This is a genomic window from Pseudomonas sp. CFBP13528 (assembly GCF_005233615.1).
Taxonomy (GTDB): Bacteria; Pseudomonadota; Gammaproteobacteria; order Pseudomonadales; family Pseudomonadaceae; genus Aquipseudomonas; species Aquipseudomonas fluorescens_AM.
Genome location: NZ_QGAJ01000005.1, coordinates 388,213 through 407,864 on the forward strand (window position 1 = coordinate 388,213; position 19,652 = coordinate 407,864).

The window sequence follows — 19,652 nt, forward strand, 5'->3', positions numbered from 1 at the left end:
ACGCTAAGCTGCCCAACCTCTGTCCTATTGATAAGAAGTGATCAGCACCATGGGTAGAGTCGTTGCGGCCGCCGTCTACAGCGCCGGAAAGAAAGTCACGGATATCACCCTCGACGAAGGTGCGGCCTGGGCCGCCAAACCCGGCCACTTTGTGTGGATCGGCCTGGAAGAACCCAGCGCCCAGGAACTGAACAACCTGCAACGCCAGTTCAACCTGCATGAACTGGCGATCGAAGACGCCATGGAAAAACACAGCCGCCCGAAGCTGGAAACCTTCGGCGACGCGCTGTTTATCGTCACGTACTCACCGGTGCGCGAGAACGGCAAGCTGGAGTTTATCGAGACCCATATCTTCGCCGGCAATGGCTACATCATCACCGCCCGCAACGGGCATTCGGCGTCCTACGGTTTTGTGCGCCAGCGCTGTGAGGCGCGTCCGTTGTTGCTGGAGCATGGGGAAGATTTCGTACTCTATGCCTTGCTGGATTTCGTCACTGAAAACTACCAGCCGGTCAGCGAAGCGATCCACGCCGAGATCGATGAACTGGAGCGCAATGTGCTGTGCAGTTCCCTGAGCGAGCGCGATATCCAGAACCTCCACGGCCTGCGCCGCGACGTGCTGCGGCTCAAGCGCTACGTGGCACCGATGGTGGAAATCAGCCAGGAATTGCAGAAGCTGAGCTTTCCGTTTATCGACAAGAACATGCGCCCCTACTTCCGTGACGTGCAGATCCACGTCACGCGGCAAATGGAAGACCTGACCACCCTGCGCGACATTGCCAGCCAGACCATCGAGCTCGGCGTCCTGCTGGAGGCCTCACGCCAGAGTGTGGTGCAGCGCAAGTTCGCCGCGTGGGCGGCGATCCTCGCGTTCCCCACGGCGGTGGCGGGGATTTATGGGATGAATTTCCAGAACATGCCCGAGCTGCAATGGCACTACGGCTACTTTGCAGTGCTCGGGTTTATTGCGGTGGGCTGCACCAGCCTGTGGGCAAGCTTCAAGCGTTCGGGATGGCTTTAGGTGTGTGCGCCACAAAGCGCATCATCCACTCCGCCACGGTCGCACCGTGGTGGTCGCGCTCAAGGCTGGCCACGCCGTTGGTGTAGACCTTTTCGCCCAGGGTTGTCTGAAGAATCTCGAGCAATTCGCGGGAATAGTCCTGAACAAATTCCGGGTGGCCCTGGAAGCACAACACCTGGTCACCGATGTGATACGCCGCGATGGGGCAAAACTCACTCGAGGCGATGACCGTGGCATTTTCCGGCAAGGTGGTGACCTGGTCCTGATGGCTGATCAACAGCGTCAGCTGCGGCACTTCCGGGCTCATCCAGGGCGCCTTGGCATCGAGTTTGTAATCGTGGATGCCCATGCCCCAGCCCTGGCTGGCGCGTTCGGTCTTGCCACCGAGCAGCAACGCCAGCAACTGGTGGCCGAAGCAGATACCCAACAGCTTGTCGCCGCGCTCATAGCGCTGCAGCACGTAGGTCTTGAGGGTCTGGATCCATGGGTCGGTGCCGAACGAGTCTGCCTTGCTGCCGGTAATCAGGTACGCGTCAAACACTTCGTCATCCGGCGGGTATTCACCCTGCACCACGTTGTACACCACAAACTCGGCGGCAATCGGCTGCCTGGCGAACAGGCGCTTGAACATCTGCCCGTAGCCTTGGTACTGATCGATCAGGCCAGGACGCAGGATATCGGTTTCCAGGATGCAGACGCGTAGCGACATAAAAAATACCTGACACGGCGATGGGAATATTGAACACCCCAGAGCGTGCCTTGAAAGGTACATGCAAAGCAAGCCCCTGGTTGATCAGCAAAAGGTTGCGCCTTGTGCCGCTTTCTCGAGCAACAACGCCGGTGGCGCGAAACGCTCTCCGTACTGCTCGGCCAGATAGCGCGCCCGGGCGATAAAATCGTTCAGGCCGTACTGGTTGATAAACTGCAGCGCGCCGCCACTCCACGCCGCAAAGCCGATGCCGAAGATCGAACCGATATTGGCCTCGGCGGTGGACAGCAACACGCCCTCCTCCACACAGCGCACGGTTTCGATGGCCTGGATAAACAACAGACGGTCGCGCACATCCTGGGGCGAAATCTGTTTATCGGGCTGTTCGAACCGCGTCTTGAGTTCGGGCCACAGGTGCTTCCGGGCGCCTGCCGGATAGTCATAGAAACCGCCCCCCGCGGCTTTGCCCGTGCGCTTGTGTTCGTTGACCAGCAGATCGATCACCGCCGTCGCCGGATGGGTCGGCGCTGCCTTGCCCTGCGCTTGCAGGTCTTTGGCGGTTTGCTGTCGGATATGGCTCATGAGGCTGAGGGACACTTCATCGGACACCGCCAGCGGCCCTACCGGCATACCGGCCTTGCGCGCTTCGGTCTCGATCATCGGCGCGGCCACGCCTTCGCCGAGCATGGCGATGCCTTCGTTGGTGAACGTGCCGAATACCCGCGAGGTGAAGAAGCCGCGGCTGTCGTTGACCACAATCGGGGTTTTCCTGATTTGCAGTACGAAATCGAAACCCCGCGCCAGGGTTTCGTCACTGGTGTGAGCGCCCTTGATGATTTCCACCAGGGGCATCTTGTCCACCGGGCTGAAGAAATGCAGGCCGATGAATTTGCCAGGGTCGGGCACCGCGCTCGACAGGCCGCTGATGGGCAATGTCGAGGTGTTGGACGCGATCACCGCGTCTGCACCGACCACGCGTTGCGCGGCGGCCGATACCCTGGCCTTGAGTTCGCGGTCTTCAAACACCGCTTCGATCACTAAATCACAGCCGGCCAGGTCGGCGTCATCCTCTGTAGGGTGGATCCGCGCCAGGATGGTTTCCCGCTGCTCGGCGGTCAGTTGCCCACGGCTGACTTTCTTGTCCAGCAACGCCGCCGAATGGGCCTTGCCCTTCTCGGCAGCGGCCAGGTTGATGTCCTTGAGCACCACGTCGACACCCGCACAGGCACTGACGTAAGCGATGCCCGCCCCCATCATGCCGGCGCCGAGTACGCCGACCTTGCGCGTCACAGACCGCGCACAACCTTGTGGTCGTGAGCCGCCGGCGTTGATTTCATTGAGCTGGAACCAGAACGTGCCGATCATGTTTTTCGCCACCTGACCGGTCACCAGCTCGGTGAAATAGCGGGTTTCGATCAGGTGCGCGGTGTCGAAATCCACCTGGGCGCCTTCCACGGCGGCGCAGAGGATTTTCTCCGGCGCCGGGAAACAGCCCTGGGTCTTGCTGCGCAGAATCGACGGCGCAATGGCGAGCATCTGCGCGACTTTAGGGTTTGACGGCGTGCCCCCGGGCATCTGATAGCCCTTGTTGTCCCACGGCTGCCTGGCCTGCGGGTTAGCCAGGATCCAGGCGCGCGACTTGGCCAGCAGCTCATCGCGATCTGCCGCCACTTCATCGATCAGGCCCGCCTGCAATGCCTGCGCCGGCCGCACTTTCTGGCCTTCCAGCAGATACGGCAGGGCTTTTTCCAGACCCAGCAAACGCACCATGCGCACTACCCCGCCACCGCCCGGCAGCAGGCCCAAAGTGACTTCCGGCAAGCCGAGCTGCACGGACGTGTCGTCCAGCGCGATGCGGTGATGACAGGCCAGGCAAATCTCCCAGCCACCACCAAGGGCCGCACCATTGATCGCGGCCACCACCGGCTTGCCGAGGGTTTCCAGGCTGCGCAGTTGCGCCTTCAACACGCCTACGTCGGCGTAGAACGCCTTGGCGTGGGCTTTGTCGACCTGGATCAGCTCATTGAGGTCGCCACCGGCAAAAAAGGTTTTCTTGGCCGAAGTGATGATCACCCCGGCCAGGGTGTCCTTTTCCGCCTCCAGGCGCGCAATGGTGGCCGCCATTGCCTCACGGTAGGCCGCGTTCATGGTGTTGGCGCTTTGGCCGGGCATGTCGAGGGTCAGCACCACGATCTGGTCCCGGCCTTTTTCGTAACGAATGGCGTCGGTCATGACAGTGTCCTTGGGCTCAGAGGCGTTCGATGATGGTGGCGATGCCCATGCCACCGCCGACACACAGGGTGGCCAGGCCGTAGCGCTGCCGACGCACTTGCAGCTCATCGAGCAAGGTGCCGAGGATCGCGCAGCCGGTGGCGCCCAAAGGGTGGCCCATGGCGATCGAGCCGCCATTGACATTGACGCGGGCGGCGTCGATCCCCATGTCCTTGATGAATTTGAGCACGACCGCCGCGAACGCTTCGTTAACTTCGAACAGGTCGATGTCCTCGATGCGCAGCCCGGCCTTGGCCAGCGCCTTGCGGGTCGCCGGTGCAGGGCCGGTGAGCATGATGGTCGGGTCGGTGCTGGTGACGGCCGTGGCGACAATGCGCGCCCGTGGCTGCAGGCCCAGTTCGCGGCCCTTGGCCTCGGAGCCGATCAACATCAGCGCGGCGCCGTCCACGATGCCGGAGCTGTTGCCCGGCGTGTGCACATGGTGGATGCGTTCCACATGGCTGTAGACCCGCAGTGCGGTGGCGTCAAAGCCCATTTGGCCGATCATCTCGAAGCTGGGCTTGAGCTTGCCCAAGCCCTCAAGGGTTGAGTCGCCGCGAATGAATTCGTCATGGGCCAGCAGCACGATGCCGTTCTGGTCCTGCACCGCGATCAGCGACTTGTTGAAGGAACCGTCTGCCCGCGCCCTGGCGGCTTTCTGCTGGGACTGTAGGGCAAAGGTATCCACGTCCTGGCGGGTGAAGCCTTCCAGGGTAGCGATCAGGTCGGCACCAATTCCCTGAGGCGTGAAGTGACTGTGCAGGTTGGTTTGCGGGTCAAGTACCCAGGCGCCACCGTCGCTGCCCATCGGCACGCGGGACATGGATTCGACGCCGCCGACCACTACCAGGTCTTCAAAACCGGAGCGTACTTTCATCGCCCCCAGGTTTACGGCCTCCAGGCCCGAGGCGCAGAAGCGGTTGATCTGCACACCGGCGACGCTGACGTCCCAGTCCGCGACCAGCGCGGCAGTCTTGGCGATATCGGCGCCCTGATCGCCCACCGGGGTGACGCACCCGAGGACGATGTCATCCACCTGGCGGGTGTCGAGGTCGCTACGCTGCGCCAGTGCGGTGAGCAGGCCGGCGACCAGGTTCACCGGCTTGACGCTGTGCAGCGCGCCGTCGGCCTTGCCCTTGCCACGGGGCGTGCGTATCGCATCAAAGATCAAAGCTTGGGTCATGATGTCCTCGGACCACAATGGGCGTATGCCCTTACCTTAGGCCCGATTGACACGGTTTCAATGACGGATGCGCTCAATGCTTTTGACCCCCTCGCTCGGACGAACGGTAGGCAGCTATGGGAAACCCCGGGTTAATCGTTTTAGCTGTCTAGCCTTGGGGTTGGCGCCAGGATGGCACTAGGCCTCATGCCGTTTTAAGCAGGAAACGTAATGAGTTGATATGAAATGGATCTATGCGCCGAAGAACGAGGGCTCTAAGGTGGAATCTGTAAGAAGCTGCTGCCGGGTTTTGCTGGAGCGGCTGTAAGAAAAGTGTCACGCCAGATCGCGATACTGAATTAACCGGCACGCATTTGACGCTCAGGAATAACAACAAAAGGCAGTCAGCCATGTTCAAACATTCGAAAGTACGTCAGGCGGGACTTATTCTGTTCGCCACCACACTGATTCTGATCTTGCCCAATTTAACCAAGGTTATCGGGTGACGACGCACGCTACCTGTTGCGTGCACCCACAGCATCGGGATTGCAGCTTTTGGCAGCACCTGCCGGGACAATGCGTATAGCGGTCCCGCTGCGGGGGCTGTCTTTTTGCGTGCGGATTTGAGGTATCGTGCCTCTCTCGCCACTTCAAACCCGGGCTCCCCCTTGAAATTGATCCTCGCCTTTGTTGCCGTGCTGCTGGCCTTGCCCGCGTGGGCGGCGCAATTGACCGTTGAACTGGACCACGCCAGCAAGACCTGGCAGACCACGGACCTGCTCAAACACCCCGACGCGCAGACGGTGCAGATTGTCGATGATGTTTCCTATAAGCGCACCATGACCTATCGCGCAGTGCCCCTGGCGGCGCTACTGCCGGGCCTGACACCTGGCAGCCATCTGCAAGCGGTCGCCCTTGACGGTTTTGCCGCCGAACTGGCCGCCGCGCCGCTGTTGGAAAAAAACGGCGCCCGCGCCTGGCTCGCGGTGGAAGACCCGGCCCACCCCTGGCCCGCCCTGGCGCAAGGCAAACCGAGCGCCGGGCCGTTCTATCTGGTGTGGACCGACCCGCAGGCAGGGCGTGTCAGCCCGGAGCAGTGGCCGTTCCAGATTTCCAGGATCAAGCAATTACAGACGGTCGCCGAGCGTTTCCCCGCACTGTTACCCGACCCTGAGTTGCCGGCGGATGACCCGGTCAATCAAGGCTTTGCGCTGTTTCAGAAGAACTGTCTGGCCTGCCATCGCCTGAACGGTGCCGGTGATGCACAAGTGGGGCCGGATCTGAATATTCCCTACAACCCCACCGAGTATTTCAGCGGCGATTTCCTCAAGCGTTACATTCGTGACCCACAAAGTCTGAGGCACTGGCCGCAGGCGAAGATGCCGGCGATTGCGACCAGCGTGTTGCCGGACACCGAGTTGGATCTGCTGGTGGCGTACTTGCAGCATATGGCGGGGCGCAAGCAGAAGCCTTGAGGCTTACACAGATCAAATGTGGGAGGGGGCAAGCCCTAATACCCATTGTAGGAGCGAGCTTGCTCGCTCCTACAGACGGTATCAGGGCAAGCCCCTCCCACATTGGAATTGCATTATCAGGTCGCTGATTATTGCTGTTGAACCGAAATCAACGGGGTCGGCGCCACAAACACCTTGGCATGCATCTGCTCATGCCCGCCCCCACGGCGCATGCCGCGCACCGGGCAGGCGTCCAGATAGTCCAGGCCCACGGCCAGCTTCAAGTGCCGCTCCGGCCGGGCCAACTGGTTGGTCACATCGAAACTGTACCAGGCGTCGTCCAGCCAGGCTTCGGCCCAGGCATGGCTGGCCAGGTGCGTGCTGTCTTCGGTGTACAAATACCCTGATACATATCGCGCCGCAATGCCCAGGCTGCGCGCGCAGGCCAGGAACGCATGGGTATGGTCCTGGCAGACGCCCGCGTGGCCGGCGAAGGCTTCGGCCGCGCAGGTGTCGACTTGGGTGGCGCCCGGCGTGTAGCGCATCGATTGGTTCAAGGCCTGCATCAGGTCGATCAAGGCCGTGCGGTCGCGCCGCTGATGGCAGTGCTGCCGGGCAAAACTGCGCAGGGCTTCGTCGGGCTCGGTCAGGCGCGTGCAGCGCAGGAACGGGAAGGCCGATTGGCTCTCGTGTTCGGCCTCGAGCAGCTCGTCGATATCCACCTGGCCACGGGCGCCGATAATGATGGAGTCGTGAGGTTCGTCCAGCGTCAGCACATGCAGGATGTTGCCGAACGGGTCCAGTTGCGCCCGCACAGGGCGCGGCAGGTCGAGCTGCCAGCTGAGCACGTGCTGGCGCTCGCTGTCGTGGGGCGTCAGGCGCAGATACTGGATGCTGGCGCGCACCTGATCTTCGTAGTGGTAGGTGGTTTCGTGGCTGATGGAGAGTCTCATGCCGCCTCCAGGTGGGAACAGTTTTTAAGCAACACAGATCAATCCTCGACCACCCAGGTGTCTTTGGTGCCGCCGCCCTGGGACGAGTTGACCACCAGCGAACCTTCGCGCAGCGCCACGCGGGTCAGGCCGCCGGGCACTACGCGGGTTTCCTTGCCGGACAGCACGAACGGGCGCAGGTCGATATGCCGTGGGGCGATGCCGTTTTCAACAAACGTCGGGCAGGTGGACAAACACAGGGTGGGTTGGGCGATGTAGGCGTGGGGCTTGGCCTTGATGCGTGCGCGGAAGGCTTCGATTTCCGCCGCCGTGGACGCCGGGCCCACCAGCATGCCGTAGCCGCCGGAGCCTTGGGTTTCCTTGACCACCAACTCGGGCAAGTTGGCCAGGACGTGGGACAATTCGTCGGGCTTACGGCATTGAAACGTCGGAACGTTCTGCAGGATCGGTTCTTCATCCAGGTAAAAACGGATCATCTCGGTGACGAAGGGGTAGACCGATTTGTCATCCGCCACCCCGGTGCCGATGGCATTGGCCAGCACGACATTGCCCGAGCGGTAGGCGGCCAGCAGGCCCGGCACGCCGAGCATCGAGGCCGGGTTGAAGGCCAGCGGGTCGAGAAATGCATCATCGAGACGGCGGTAGATCACGTCCACCCCTTTGGGCCCGTCGGTGGTGCGCATGAACACGCGATCATCGCGCACGAACAAATCGGCGCCTTCGACCAACTCCACGCCCATTTCCCTGACGAGGAAGGCATGCTCGAAAAACGCACTGTTGAAGCGCCCCGGGGTCAGCACCACCACGCTGGGGTTATCCAGGGGGCTGGCGCTTTTCAGGGTGTCGAGCAACAGGTTGGGGTAATGATCAATCGGCGCGATACGCTGGGCCGCGAACAGCTCCGGGAACAGGCGCATCATCATCTTGCGGTCTTCGAGCATGTAGCTGACGCCGCTCGGCGTACGCAAGTTGTCTTCCAGTACGTAGTACGTGCCGTCGCCATCGCGAACGAGGTCGACCCCGGAGACGTGGGCATACAGATCACGGTGCAGGTCCAGGCCCTGCATCGCCAACTGGTATTGCTCGTTGGCCAGTACCTGTTCGGCTGGAATGATCCCGGCCCTGATGATGCGTTGTTCGTGGTACAGGTCGGCGAGGAACATGTTCAGCGCCTTGACCCGCTGGATACAGCCGCGCTCGACCGTCCGCCATTCGCTCGCCGGGATGCTGCGGGGGATGGTGTCGAAGGGAATCAAGCGCTCGGTCCCCTGCTCGTCCCCATACAGCGTGAACGTGATCCCTGCACGATGGAACAGCAAGTCAGCCTCGCGCCGACGCTGGGCCAGCAGTTCAGCAGGGGTGTCGGCCAACCAGCGGGCGAACAAGCGGTAATGAGGCCGGACCTGCCCTGCTCCATCGTACATTTCATCGTAATAAGTGCGAATCATGCCGTACTCCTTGTCACCCGGACGCAAGGACCTTCGCAAGGCCCGTGCCAGCGGCATAAACACTTAAAAATCAAAAAGCTGCACAATCCGGGAATTTTCACTGCACCGTCCTGGTGCGCGGCATGACCGGAGCCTGGACGCACGCTTCATGGCAATGCGACCTCTGACTATCAACAGCATAGTCAGAGTTGATTTCACTGCCCGCCTACACCTGCGGATAATCGTCTCCATCAGCTGAAAAGGACATGTCCTACAGCTAAACCCTCTGCACAGCCAGTACCGTGTCAACTCGTGTATTGATCAGCTCCTCGATCTTCCCTTTCAGCCACCCTATTCGGGTGGCTTTTTTTTGGGTGCACGCACAGCGCGATGCAAGTGCCGAACACTTACGGCAGCCCAAACAAAATCGGCCGACCCAAAGGTCAGCCGATGCGCTGTGTTGCTCATAAACGTTACATGGGTAACCCACGCACCTCCTGCTTGACGCCCCAGCCTTCGATGATCCCGCCAAGCGGCTCTACCACTGCCTCAAAGTCCTGCTCGAAGTCTCCTATACCGTCGTAGGTTGCAGACATGATTTTGCTCAGTTCCAGGTACCAGGCACCGTCGTCGCGTGCACTGACCTGGGCGTTCAGCGATTCTCCACGAAATCGACCCGCAGCCCTGCGCGCCCGTTCTTCATCAGGAAAAATGGCGTAGAACTCGATGGGGTGAAAGCGTGAGAAGTCGAAGCCGCCTTCTTTCATGCGACGCAGAACGTTGGTGCTGATGTCTTCTTGATAGGCTGTGCTCATGAAACGTCCTCCTCAGACTGATGGATAGACTTTCCGTGCTTCCTGAAGCCCGCGCGCTACTGGCGCGGGTACCACGGCAATGACGACCGCAGGAAAACAAGCATGTAGCTGACAAGACCAGACCTTAGCGATTGATTCGCTGATCTCGATTGCAGAGTAGCGCGAAGCTACCAGCTGCACCAGAGGCGCAAGGATGGCGTATAGGGAATATTCAGGCGGCGGGTTCGACCTTGAGGTCTTTGATACCATTTTGGTCGTGCAAGCTCTTGACCGTCGGCTCGGGAACACGATCGGCAAGATCGTTGAGGTCCAACTTTTCCAATACCGGCGACACGCGTACCCGCACCATCTGTGCAGCCTCTTCCAGCGTCGGCTCATGATCGCAGTCAAATTGCTCGACTACCGGCTCACCACGGTCATTGATGAAAGAAATGTTCCACTTCGGCATCGGTGCCTCCTCGATAAAACCCATGTGTGGGCTCACATCTATCTGGACCTTGAGGGTTTACCAAACGTTCCACTCAAGACAGGAGGCACAGGATTCGCCGCGTTTACTTCTCGGCGTGTTCCTTCAGGGCTTTCAAGGTGTTGAACGGCGCGTCCACCACAAACTTGTTGGCCAACCACGATGGCACACTGCCGCCTGGCTCGGTGTGCACTTGGTAGGTCACTTCGGTTTCGTTGGCGCTTTTGGGCACCAGCGTCCAGGCACCTTCCACCTGGGCGACTCGAACATAGCCTTTTTCTTCGGGCTTGTAGGTCGGTACGCCTTCCAGTTTGCGGGTGACGGTGCCGTCAGCGGACTTGGTGGTGGTGACATGGATATACGAATCACGGTCCGTCACCGGGAACGGCGCCTTGAACTGGGTGTAGGTCCAGGCCTCATCGCCTTTCTTGTCGACGAGCTTTTGCGATTTGCACTCATGAATCCACTTGCAGGCGCCCGCTACATCCTCCTGCAGCGCAACAATCTTCGCTACGGGTGCCTTGATCACCGTCACCCCGCGATAGGCCTTGTACTTGGAACCGGCCACTTCACTCAGGGATACCTTGATCCCGTCCTCGTCCTTGGCCACTTGCCAATCCTCGGCCTGGGCGGCGCCAGCGAACATCATTGTAAAACCGCAGACCACAGCCATTCGTTTCAGCGAACCCATCGATGTATTCCTTATTGTTGAAGTTCCGATAGTAAAGCCCATCAAGCCGCCGTCATCTGCTCCCACCAGCCGATCAAGCGGATCGCGTCGGTCTGGTCGGTGCCGCAGACGTCGATATCTGCCTTGAAATCGCTGCACACCGCCGGCCGCTCCGGTTGACCGAACAACTGGCACAGTTGTTCGACCGACAAGTGCAGGCAGCGAACGCCGGCAGGTTTGCCCTGGGGCATTCCCGGCAGCGGCGAACTGATGGAGGGAGCGATGCAGCAGGCGCCACAGCCTTCACGGCATTTCATGACCAGCAGGTCCTCGACGACTCAATGGGATGGCCGGGCTAGAGTACGCCCTTAAACAGCCGTTTTAAAATGGTCCAACAGGGGTTTTTCGCACAAAACCAAGGTGACTGACCAGTCTGCGACAGATGGTCGGGGCCATGGGTCACTGGGATAGAACGTTTATTGCTTGAATTCGAAATCCAGCGCGGCACCTTCAACATCACGCCGTTCTTCGTTGCGCAATTGCAGCTTCATCTCGTTGCTGAGCAAGCGGCCATTGATTTGAAACGCGCTGTTGTCGGAAGGTTTGTCACCGAACATGGGCGGCAATAACGGCACGCTCTTGGGTTTGGGCATGGTGCCGATGGGTTGCAACAGCCTGACCATGTCCGATGGCAGGGAAAGGTCCAACTGTGCCGGTGGCAGTTTGGTCTGGGCGACTTCACGAGCGGACTTGGACTTGCTCGCAATCGGTGCGCGCTTTTTTGACTTGGCGGTTTTTTTCTTCGTCTGTGGCGCTTTCTTTACCGCTGCCGGTTTTTGCGCAGCAGCATTCTGCTCGGCGCTTGCGCCAGGCTGGGATTGCGTGACGGGCGACGCCGCCAGCGCAGTGCCAACGTTGCATAGGCTTAACAAGCCAACCATCCAGACAGCGCGAAAAATAGAGGTCATATCGCCAACAGCATTAACGGCAGAAGGCCATATGCTCGCTTGTTGTGCGGGGCATGACAAGCACGCAGATCAATCTTGTCCCCATTGCCCCGCTCAAAAGCCCGCCGCCGTCTCCTGGCACAACTGGCTGGCAAGCATGCCCAGGGTCATCAGCGCGCGCTCTGCCTCGCGGTTCCACGGGGTGCCGCAATTGAGCCGGATACAGTGGTTGAACTGCTCCGTATTACTGAAAATCAGCCCCGGCGCGATACTGATGCCCTGTTGCAGGGCGCGCACGTGCAGTTCCTGGGTATTGACCCTTCCTGGCAAACTGACCCACAAAATAAAGCCGCCGGTCGGGCGTGTCATCTGTGTGCCTTCGGGGAAATACTGCTGCACCGCCAGTTGAAAAGCGCTGAGGTTCTTGCGGTATTCCTGGCGGATGTAACGCAGGTGCCGGTCGTAACCGCCATTCTCCAGGTAAGCGGCGACGCCCATCTGGGTGACGCTGCACGCGGAATGGGTGCTGAACATCTGCAAACGCTGGATTTCCTGCTGGTACTTGCCGGCAATCATCCAGCCGATGCGCACGCCGGGTGACAAGGTCTTGGAAAAACTCGAGCAATAGATCACCCGGTCAAGACGGTCATAGGCTTTCAGGGCCTTGGTGCGGCCCAGTTCGAACATCAGCTCGCCGTAGATATCATCCTCGACGATCTGGATATCGAAATCCGAGGCCAGGCGCAGTAACTGTTTCTGCCGCTCTTCGGGCATGGTCCCGCCCAACGGATTGCTCAGGCGCGTGGTCAGCACCAACGCTTTGATCGACCACTGGTTGGCGGCCAGTTGCAGGGCCTCCAGGCTCATGCCGGTGGCCGGGTCACTGGGGATCTCGATAACCTTGAGGCCCAGCAGGTCGGCCAGTTGCAGCAAGCCGTAATAGGTCGGTGACTCGGCGGCGATCAGGTCGCCGGGGCGCGTCAGCACGCGCAGGGACATTTGCAACGCATCGACGCAGCCGTGGGTGATCACCACTTCGCTGGGGTCCACCACCACGCCGGCATCGCGCATGCGAATCGCCACCTGACGGCGCAGCGGTTCAAAGCCCGGGCTGAACATGTAGCTGAAAGCGCGCGGGCTCTGGAAGCGCGTGACCTTGGCCAGTTGCTGGTGCAATGCCCGTACCGGCAGGTAATCCACACTCGGCACCGCCGCGCCCAGGGGGAATACGCCTTCGCGCCGCGACTCGACCAGCACTTGCTGGATGATGCTGCTGCGGGTGACCAACCCCGGACGTTCAACCCGCGCGATATCCGGCGTCGGCGCCGTGAGTGCCGGTGTCTGGTGCACGTAATAACCCGATTGCGGCCGCGCCCTGATCAGCCCCTGATCTTCCAGGTTGGCATAAGCCTGCAGCACCGTGGCATGGCTCACGTTGAGCTGGGAGCTCATCTTGCGCACCGAAGGCACGCGCTCCCCCGGCTGATAAACACCACGCCGGATGTCCTCAGCCAATTGCTGGGCAATACGTTGGTAGAGCAACAGATTGGTCATGACGCAGCACTCGATTTCACGGGCATTTTATTTTTGTGTGAAACATACCGGCACAGTTTAGAAGTGTACGGGGACAGTTGCCACAATAGTCGAGCACGGGCCGCAGTGACAGAAAAAACTGTAAGGGCGTTCACCTGACGAAATGCGGGAGGGGGCTTGCCCCCGATAGCAGTGTGTCAGTCAGAAATGCTCCAACTGAACCACCGCCATCGGGGGGCAAGCCCCCTCCCACATTTTGATCTGCGCCGGGCGCTTAGCGAGCGGCGCCCAGTTGGCCTTTTTCGTCGGAGAACACAATTTCCACCCGGCGGTTCTGCGCACGGCCACGTTCGGAAGCATTGGCCTCCACTGGGTACTTGTCGCCATAGCCCTCGACCTGGATACGTTTTTCGTCGATTCCCAGGTCAATCAGCACATCTGCCACCGACTGGGCACGGTCACGGGACAGGTTCAGGTTGTCGCGTTCGCCCCCGGTATCATCGGTGTAGCCCTCGATACGCACCTTGCGCCTTGGGTTCAGCTGCAGGAACTGCACGACCTTCAACACTGTACGGTTGGCCGAATTCTGCAACTCGGCTTCGCCGGTATCGAACAAGACATCGCCCAGGGTCATCACCAGGCCACGGTCGGTCTGGGTGGTCAGGCTGGCGATTTGCTGTTCGACCCACTTGCCCTGCTGCTGCACGCTGGCCAACTTGCTTTCACGCAAGGCCAATTGCAGACGCTGGCGTTCCAACTCGAGTTTGGCAAGGCGCTCGGCGTTCAGTCCCTGCTCGGTGTGTTCGCGGGCGATGGCACTGTAGCGTTGGCTCAGGTAGGCGTAATGCACCACGTCGGCGCCGCTGCCCCAATAGCTGGACAGGCGATCGGCACGCGCCAGGGACTCCCCGGCGCGGATCACATCCTTGGGCGCGAAACGCAATACATTGGCGTCTTCCTTGACCAACTGAAAGTCACTGCCGGCCTGTTGCAACGCCTGCTCGCTACTGGGCTGGCTGGCACAGCCGCCCAGCGCCGCAGCGCTGAGCAGCAACGCCACACTCACACTGCGGATCATTGGGCTTCTCCCAACTGCAACTGCTTGCGCAGGCGCGCGATGCGAGTGTTGACCACATTCAGTTGTTCCTGGCTCTTGCCGGTCAGCACTTTGGCCTCGGCCAGGCGCGCATCCAGCTCAGCCTGTTCGGCGCGCATGCGTGCATGTTTGTAGGACTGGTCGGCCATGTTGCTTTGGGCTCTGGCGAATTTTTCTTCGGCCAGTTTCAGTTCGGGCGATTCATCGGTATTGGCACCGACTGCGTTGGCTTGCTCCAGGGCTTGCTGGGTCAGGCGCATTTGTTCGGTCGGCGCAGGATCGGTGGCACATCCCGCCAGGGCGACAACGGCCAGGGCCGCGAAAAGAGGTCGAAGAGTCACTGAAAATCCCTACTTTGTTGGGGTACCGACGGGTTGTTGCAATTGCGCCTTCCAGCGCTCGAGATTGCGCTGCAACGCGGCTTCCGCGGCACCGGACGCGGGCAATTCTGTCATCTTTTTAGCCAGCTGTCCGCGCAGCCACGGATCATTGCAGGCCGAATTGTGGGATATGGCCAGGTACAGGCCGGGCTGGTCGATCGGTATGTCGCGCGCGATCAGGTCATTGTTCATGCCCAGGGTCTGGGCCATCGCCATGCCGGAATAGCGGCTGGCGAGTACATAGTCAACCTCCCCCAGCAACAGCTTCTGGAAGGCTGGCGTCAGGCTGGGCAGACGCTGCAAGGTCAATTGCTCACCGGCAAAGGTATCAAACCCGGCACTCAGGCGAGCGCGCTCCGAGGCGGCGCCCTTATGGCCATGCAAATCGGCAGCGGTGGTGTAGACCAGGGGCGAGTCCTTGCGCGTCCACACCAGATAATCGATCTGCATCAACGCCGGGTGTATGTAGTCGAGGTTTTCCAGCTCGCCGAGATTCAACGGCGCATCGGCGAGGATATCCATGCGTCCGCTGCGCACTTCGTCCAGGGCCAGGGAGCGCTTGCCGCCGTAAAGCAGGTCGATCTTCAGGCCCAGGTCCGTGGCTACGTGTTGCAGCACATCGGCGGTGGCGCCGATCAGGTGAGTCGGGTCCTGCGGGTCGCGCCACAGCAACGGCGGTGCATCCGGGCTGCCGGTAATGACCAGGCGCTCGCACTTGCCGGCCGCCAGCGACAAGGTCGGCAGCAGCGTAAAGCCCAGCAGCGGGATCAGGGAACGCAGTTGCATGGCGAGGAGCTCCTACACGTCAAAAAAAAGCCCGGTCACAAGACCGGGCTCTTTATAAGTGAAGCGACTGGATTAGACCAGCTTCTCCAACTCGGGTACGGCTTCGAACAAGTCCGCCACCAGGCCATAATCCGCCACCTGGAAGATCGGTGCTTCTTCGTCCTTGTTGATCGCAACGATCACTTTGGAATCTTTCATACCAGCCAGATGCTGGATCGCGCCGGAGATACCGACGGCAATGTACAGCTGTGGCGCAACGATCTTGCCGGTCTGGCCGACCTGCATGTCGTTGGGTACGAAGCCTGCGTCAACGGCTGCGCGGGAAGCGCCGACCGCCGCGCCCAGCTTGTCGGCCAGGGCGTACAGGTGCTTGAAGTTGTCACCGTTCTGCATGCCACGGCCGCCGGAAACGACGATCTTGGCAGCGGTCAGCTCGGGACGGTCCGACTTGGCCAGCTCTTCGCCAACAAAGCTGGAGGTGCCGGCGTCGTGGGCAGCAGCAACGGCTTCAACGGTGGCCGAACCGCCTTCGGCGGCCACCGGGTCGAAACCGGTGGCGCGTACGGTGATGACTTTGACCGCAGCGTTGGACTGCACGGTGGCAATGGCGTTGCCGGCGTAGATCGGGCGCTTGAAGGTGTCGGCGCTTTCGACCGAGATGATCTCGGAGATCTGGTCAACGTCCAGCTGCGCGGCAACGCGTGGCAGGATGTTCTTACCGTTGGAGGTGGCGGCAGCCAGGATGTGACTGTAGCCGGCGCCAAGCTCTGCAACCAGCGGCGCAACGTTTTCCGGCAACTGATGCGCGTAAGCGGCGTTGTCGGCGTTGAGCACTTTGCTCACGCCAGCGATTTTCGCGGCGGCTTCAGCCACCGGGCCAGCGCCCTGACCCGCTACCAGCACGTGGATGTCGCCACCGATTTTAGCGGCAGCGGCCACGGTGTTCAGGGTGGCCGGGGCCAGCACCTTGTTATCGTGTTCGGCGATTACGAGGATAGTCATGATCAGATCACCTTCGCTTCGTTTTTCAGTTTCTCGACCAGTTCAGCCACCGACTTGACCTTGATGCCCGCGCTGCGTGCAGCCGGCGCTTCGACTTTGACGGTCTTGTTGGTGGAGGCGGTGGAAACGCCCAAAGCATCCGGAGTCAGCACTTCAAGCGGCTTCTTCTTGGCTTTCATGATGTTTGGCAGGGACGCATAGCGCGGCTCGTTCAAACGCAGGTCGGTGGTGACGATGGCCGGCAGTTTCAAGGAAACCGTCTGCGCGCCGCCGTCGATTTCACGGGTGACCGCAACGCTGTCGCCACTCACTTCGACTTTCGAAGCGAAGGTGCCCTGGCCGTAACCGGTCAGTGCAGCCAGCATCTGGCCGGTCTGGTTGTTGTCGCTGTCGATGGCTTGTTTGCCAAGGATCACCAGCTGCGGCTGTTCCTTGTCGACAACGGCCTTGAGCAACTTGGCCACGGCCAGTGAGGTCAGCTCTTCGGCGGACTCGACCAGAATGGCGCGGTCGGCGCCCAGTGCCAGGGCGGTGCGCAATTGCTCCTGGGCAGTGGTCGGGCCGATGGAAACCACGACGATCTCGGTCGCCACGCCTTTCTCTTTCAGGCGTACGGCTTCTTCCACGGCGATTTCACAGAATGGGTTCATCGACATCTTGACGTTAGCAAGGTCGACGCCGGAATTGTCCGCCTTGACGCGAACTTTCACGTTGTAATCGACAACGCGTTTGACAGCTACAAGAACCTTCATGGATTCCTCGTTACTCTCCGGTGAAAAGAAAGTCGCCTAGGCGAACCTGGCGGTTGATGCTCATCGGCACACAAGGGCACCTCCAAAACCGTCGGTGGATGACTCAGCGATGGGCAAGTAATGACCGTTCGTCAGGGGTGACTGAGAAGTCATTCTTTATCGCAGCGTGTAAACTGCACGCCATCGTTGTGCGCGCGTCACCGGCCTTGCTTTTGGACGTGCTCTTGAAACCTGCAGTCTGCCTACGGTCAGCGCAAAACCGACCGTATATTGACCGGAACGCCTATTCTGGTCAATACGGCAAAATGGTCAGTCATAAGCCGCGTTGCTTTGATTTACCTAGCCTGCGGGCAATTCAAACAAACGTTTGTATTGGACGCTGCCAGTGGTGTAGATATAATGCGCCACCTAGAGAGAGTGGTGGGTCGTGCCGTTGCAGCATGACACTGCCCAACCTCCACCCATTAGAAAAAAAGCCTGTTGAGCCTTGAGTAGGAGATAGCCTGTGGAACGCGAATACATGGAATTCGACGTGGTCATCGTCGGCGCCGGCCCGGCGGGCCTGTCCGCCGCCTGCCGACTGAAGCAGAAGGCCGCCGAAGCCGGTAAGGAAATCAGCGTCTGCGTGGTCGAGAAAGGCTCCGAAGTGGGCGCACACATTCTCTCCGGTGCCGTGTTCGAACCACGCGCCCTGAACGAATTGTTCCCGGACTGGAAAGCACTGGGCGCCCCGCTCAACACGCCGGTCGTGCGTGACGACATCTATGTACTGCGCAGCAGCGATACCTCCACCAGGGTTCCCGACTTCTTTGTGCCCAAGACCATGCACAACGAAGGCAACTATATTATTTCCCTGGGCAATCTGTGCCGCTGGCTGGCCCAGCAGGCCGAGAACCTGGGCGTGGAAATCTACCCAGGCTTTGCCGCCCAGGAAGCGCTGTTCGATGAAAATGGCGTGGTGCGCGGCATCATCACCGGTGACCTGGGCGTTGACCGCGAAGGCAAGCCCAAAGAGGGCCTGTACACCCCAGGCATGGAGCTGCGCGGCAAGTACACGCTGTTCGCCGAGGGCTGCCGTGGGCATATCGGCAAACAACTGATCCAGCGCTTCAACCTGGACAGCGACGCCGATGCCCAGCACTACGGCATCGGCCTCAAGGAAATCTGGGAAATCGATCCGGCCAAACATCAGCCAGGCCTGGTGGTGCACACCGCCGGCTGGCCGCTGGACATCATGGGTAACGAGAACACCGGTGGCTCGTTCCTTTATCACCTGGAAAACAATCAGGTGGTGGTCGGTCTGATCGTGGACCTGTCCTACAGCAACACCTTCCTGTCGCCGTTCGATGAGTTCCAGCGCCTCAAGCATCACCCGGTGCTGGCCCAATACCTGGAAGGCGGCAAGCGCGTCAGCTACGGCGCCCGTGCTATCTGCAAAGGCGGCCTGAACTCGCTGCCCAAGATGGTATTCAAGGGTGGCGCACTGATCGGTTGCGACCTCGGCACCCTGAACTTCGCCAAGATCAAGGGCAGCCACACCGCGATGAAGTCCGGCATGCTCGCAGCCGACGCGGTAGCCGACCGCCTGTTTGCCGAATCCGAAGGCGGTGACGAACTGACCGCGTACGTCGACAGCTTCAAAGCCAGCTGGTTGTACGAAGAACTGTTCGCCAGCCGCAATTTCGGCCCGGCCGTGCACAAATTCGGCGCCATCATCGGCGGCGGCTTCAACTGGCTCGATCAGAACATTTTTGGCGGCAGGATTCCTTTCACCCTGCACGACACCAAGCCGGACTACGCCTGCCTCAAGCTGGCCAAGGACAGCCAGAAGATCGACTACCCCAAACCCGACGGCAAGCTGAGCTTCGACAAGCTGAGCTCGGTGTTCATCTCCGGCACCAACCACGAAGAAGAACAGCCGTGCCACCTCAAGCTCAAAGACCCGAGCATCCCGATCGGCACCAACCTGCCGCTCTACGATGAACCGGCGCAGCGTTATTGCCCGGCCGGCGTGTATGAAGTGGTGACTAAAGAAGACGGCGAGAAGCGTTTCCAGATCAACGCCCAGAACTGCGTGCACTGCAAGACCTGTGACATCAAGGACCCTTCGCAGAACATCACCTGGGTGACCCCGGAAGGCGCGGGTGGGCCGACTTACCCGAATATGTAACGCCGCGAGTAACGGTTCCACTCTGGTTGATGGGCCCA

General features: G+C 60.4%; 19 protein-coding genes. 3 read left to right on the forward strand and 16 right to left on the reverse strand.

The genetic code is table 11. The features are described from left to right. Window positions 1–49: 49 nt before the first annotated feature. Window positions 50–1,021: a magnesium and cobalt transport protein CorA gene (locus PspCFBP13528_RS13630; protein ID WP_065949884.1), complete on the forward strand. Its 972-nt coding sequence runs from the start codon at window positions 50–52 to the stop codon at window positions 1,019–1,021. Here the strand turns inward: PspCFBP13528_RS13630 and PspCFBP13528_RS13635 are convergent. The 3 genes from PspCFBP13528_RS13635 to PspCFBP13528_RS13645 form a co-directional block, all read right to left on the reverse strand. Further along, complete coding sequence (locus tag PspCFBP13528_RS13635; protein ID WP_065949859.1) at window positions 999–1,730, reverse strand: amidotransferase; 732 nt, start codon at window positions 1,728–1,730, stop codon at window positions 999–1,001. The two genes, PspCFBP13528_RS13630 and PspCFBP13528_RS13635, sit on opposite strands and share 23 nt — an antisense overlap. An 84-nt stretch (window positions 1,731–1,814) precedes the next feature. Beyond that, entirely contained in the window at window positions 1,815–3,962 is a 2,148-nt protein-coding gene (locus PspCFBP13528_RS13640; protein ID WP_137200392.1) for a 3-hydroxyacyl-CoA dehydrogenase NAD-binding domain-containing protein, read from the reverse strand. A 16-nt stretch (window positions 3,963–3,978) separates the two neighbouring features. After that, window positions 3,979–5,184: an acetyl-CoA C-acetyltransferase gene (locus tag PspCFBP13528_RS13645; protein ID WP_137200393.1), complete on the reverse strand. Its 1,206-nt coding sequence runs from the start codon at window positions 5,182–5,184 to the stop codon at window positions 3,979–3,981. Window positions 5,185–5,831: 647 nt separating this feature from the next. On the opposite strand from PspCFBP13528_RS13645, the gene PspCFBP13528_RS13650 reads away from it, so the two are divergent. Next, window positions 5,832–6,638: a cytochrome c gene (locus PspCFBP13528_RS13650; protein ID WP_065949862.1), complete on the forward strand. Its 807-nt coding sequence runs from the start codon at window positions 5,832–5,834 to the stop codon at window positions 6,636–6,638. Between the two features lie 128 nt (window positions 6,639–6,766). Here PspCFBP13528_RS13650 and PspCFBP13528_RS13655 read toward each other — a convergent pair whose 3' ends face one another. The 13 genes from PspCFBP13528_RS13655 to PspCFBP13528_RS13715 all read right to left on the reverse strand — a co-directional run bounded on the left by PspCFBP13528_RS13655 (window position 6,767) and on the right by PspCFBP13528_RS13715 (window position 17,444). Further along, complete coding sequence (locus PspCFBP13528_RS13655; protein ID WP_065949863.1) at window positions 6,767–7,570, reverse strand: transglutaminase family protein; 804 nt, start codon at window positions 7,568–7,570, stop codon at window positions 6,767–6,769. A gap of 38 nt (window positions 7,571–7,608) precedes the next feature. After that, the gene (locus PspCFBP13528_RS13660) at window positions 7,609–9,018 is read right to left on the reverse strand and encodes a circularly permuted type 2 ATP-grasp protein (RefSeq protein ID WP_137200394.1); all 1,410 of its coding nucleotides are present in this window, start codon (window positions 9,016–9,018) and stop codon (window positions 7,609–7,611) included. Between the two features lie 452 nt (window positions 9,019–9,470). Next, complete coding sequence (locus PspCFBP13528_RS13665) at window positions 9,471–9,812, reverse strand: ribonuclease E inhibitor RraB (protein ID WP_057721151.1); 342 nt, start codon at window positions 9,810–9,812, stop codon at window positions 9,471–9,473. A 211-nt stretch (window positions 9,813–10,023) separates the two neighbouring features. After that, window positions 10,024–10,284 carry a hypothetical protein gene (locus PspCFBP13528_RS13670; protein WP_065949865.1) on the reverse strand — a complete coding sequence of 87 codons (261 nt, stop codon included), beginning with the start codon at window positions 10,282–10,284 and terminating at the stop codon, window positions 10,024–10,026. Between the two features lie 79 nt (window positions 10,285–10,363). Then, a complete protein-coding gene (locus PspCFBP13528_RS13675; RefSeq protein ID WP_101221364.1) occupies window positions 10,364–10,969 on the reverse strand; it encodes an START domain-containing protein in 606 nt (201 codons plus the stop codon). A 41-nt stretch (window positions 10,970–11,010) separates the two neighbouring features. Beyond that, window positions 11,011–11,265: a YkgJ family cysteine cluster protein gene (locus PspCFBP13528_RS13680; protein WP_065949867.1), complete on the reverse strand. Its 255-nt coding sequence runs from the start codon at window positions 11,263–11,265 to the stop codon at window positions 11,011–11,013. 159 nt (window positions 11,266–11,424) lie between these two features. Continuing rightward, the gene (locus tag PspCFBP13528_RS13685) at window positions 11,425–11,916 is read right to left on the reverse strand and encodes a translation initiation factor 2 (protein WP_137200395.1); all 492 of its coding nucleotides are present in this window, start codon (window positions 11,914–11,916) and stop codon (window positions 11,425–11,427) included. A 93-nt stretch (window positions 11,917–12,009) separates the two neighbouring features. Beyond that, complete coding sequence (locus PspCFBP13528_RS13690) at window positions 12,010–13,449, reverse strand: PLP-dependent aminotransferase family protein (protein WP_005790467.1); 1,440 nt, start codon at window positions 13,447–13,449, stop codon at window positions 12,010–12,012. Window positions 13,450–13,702: 253 nt separating this feature from the next. Next, window positions 13,703–14,506, reverse strand: coding sequence for an OmpA family protein (locus tag PspCFBP13528_RS13695; protein WP_065949869.1), 804 nt, complete (start codon window positions 14,504–14,506; stop codon window positions 13,703–13,705). Then, window positions 14,503–14,865, reverse strand: coding sequence for a DUF4398 domain-containing protein (locus PspCFBP13528_RS13700; protein ID WP_065949870.1), 363 nt, complete (start codon window positions 14,863–14,865; stop codon window positions 14,503–14,505). The genes PspCFBP13528_RS13695 and PspCFBP13528_RS13700 overlap by 4 nt, the downstream gene beginning before the upstream one ends. Window positions 14,866–14,874: 9 nt before the next feature. Continuing rightward, window positions 14,875–15,690: a transporter substrate-binding domain-containing protein gene (locus PspCFBP13528_RS13705; RefSeq protein ID WP_137200396.1), complete on the reverse strand. Its 816-nt coding sequence runs from the start codon at window positions 15,688–15,690 to the stop codon at window positions 14,875–14,877. A gap of 72 nt (window positions 15,691–15,762) precedes the next feature. Further along, entirely contained in the window at window positions 15,763–16,692 is a 930-nt protein-coding gene (locus PspCFBP13528_RS13710; RefSeq protein WP_065898126.1) for an FAD-binding protein, read from the reverse strand. 2 nt (window positions 16,693–16,694) lie between these two features. Next, window positions 16,695–17,444 (reverse strand): electron transfer flavoprotein subunit beta/FixA family protein, encoded by a 750-nt coding sequence (locus PspCFBP13528_RS13715; protein ID WP_024076934.1) that lies wholly within the window; start codon window positions 17,442–17,444, stop codon window positions 16,695–16,697. Window positions 17,445–17,949: 505 nt separating this feature from the next. Here PspCFBP13528_RS13715 and PspCFBP13528_RS13720 point away from each other — a divergent pair. After that, on the forward strand, window positions 17,950–19,614 hold the full coding sequence (locus PspCFBP13528_RS13720) for an electron transfer flavoprotein-ubiquinone oxidoreductase (RefSeq protein WP_065949873.1): 1,665 nt from the start codon (window positions 17,950–17,952) through the stop codon (window positions 19,612–19,614). Window positions 19,615–19,652: the final 38 nt, after the last annotated feature.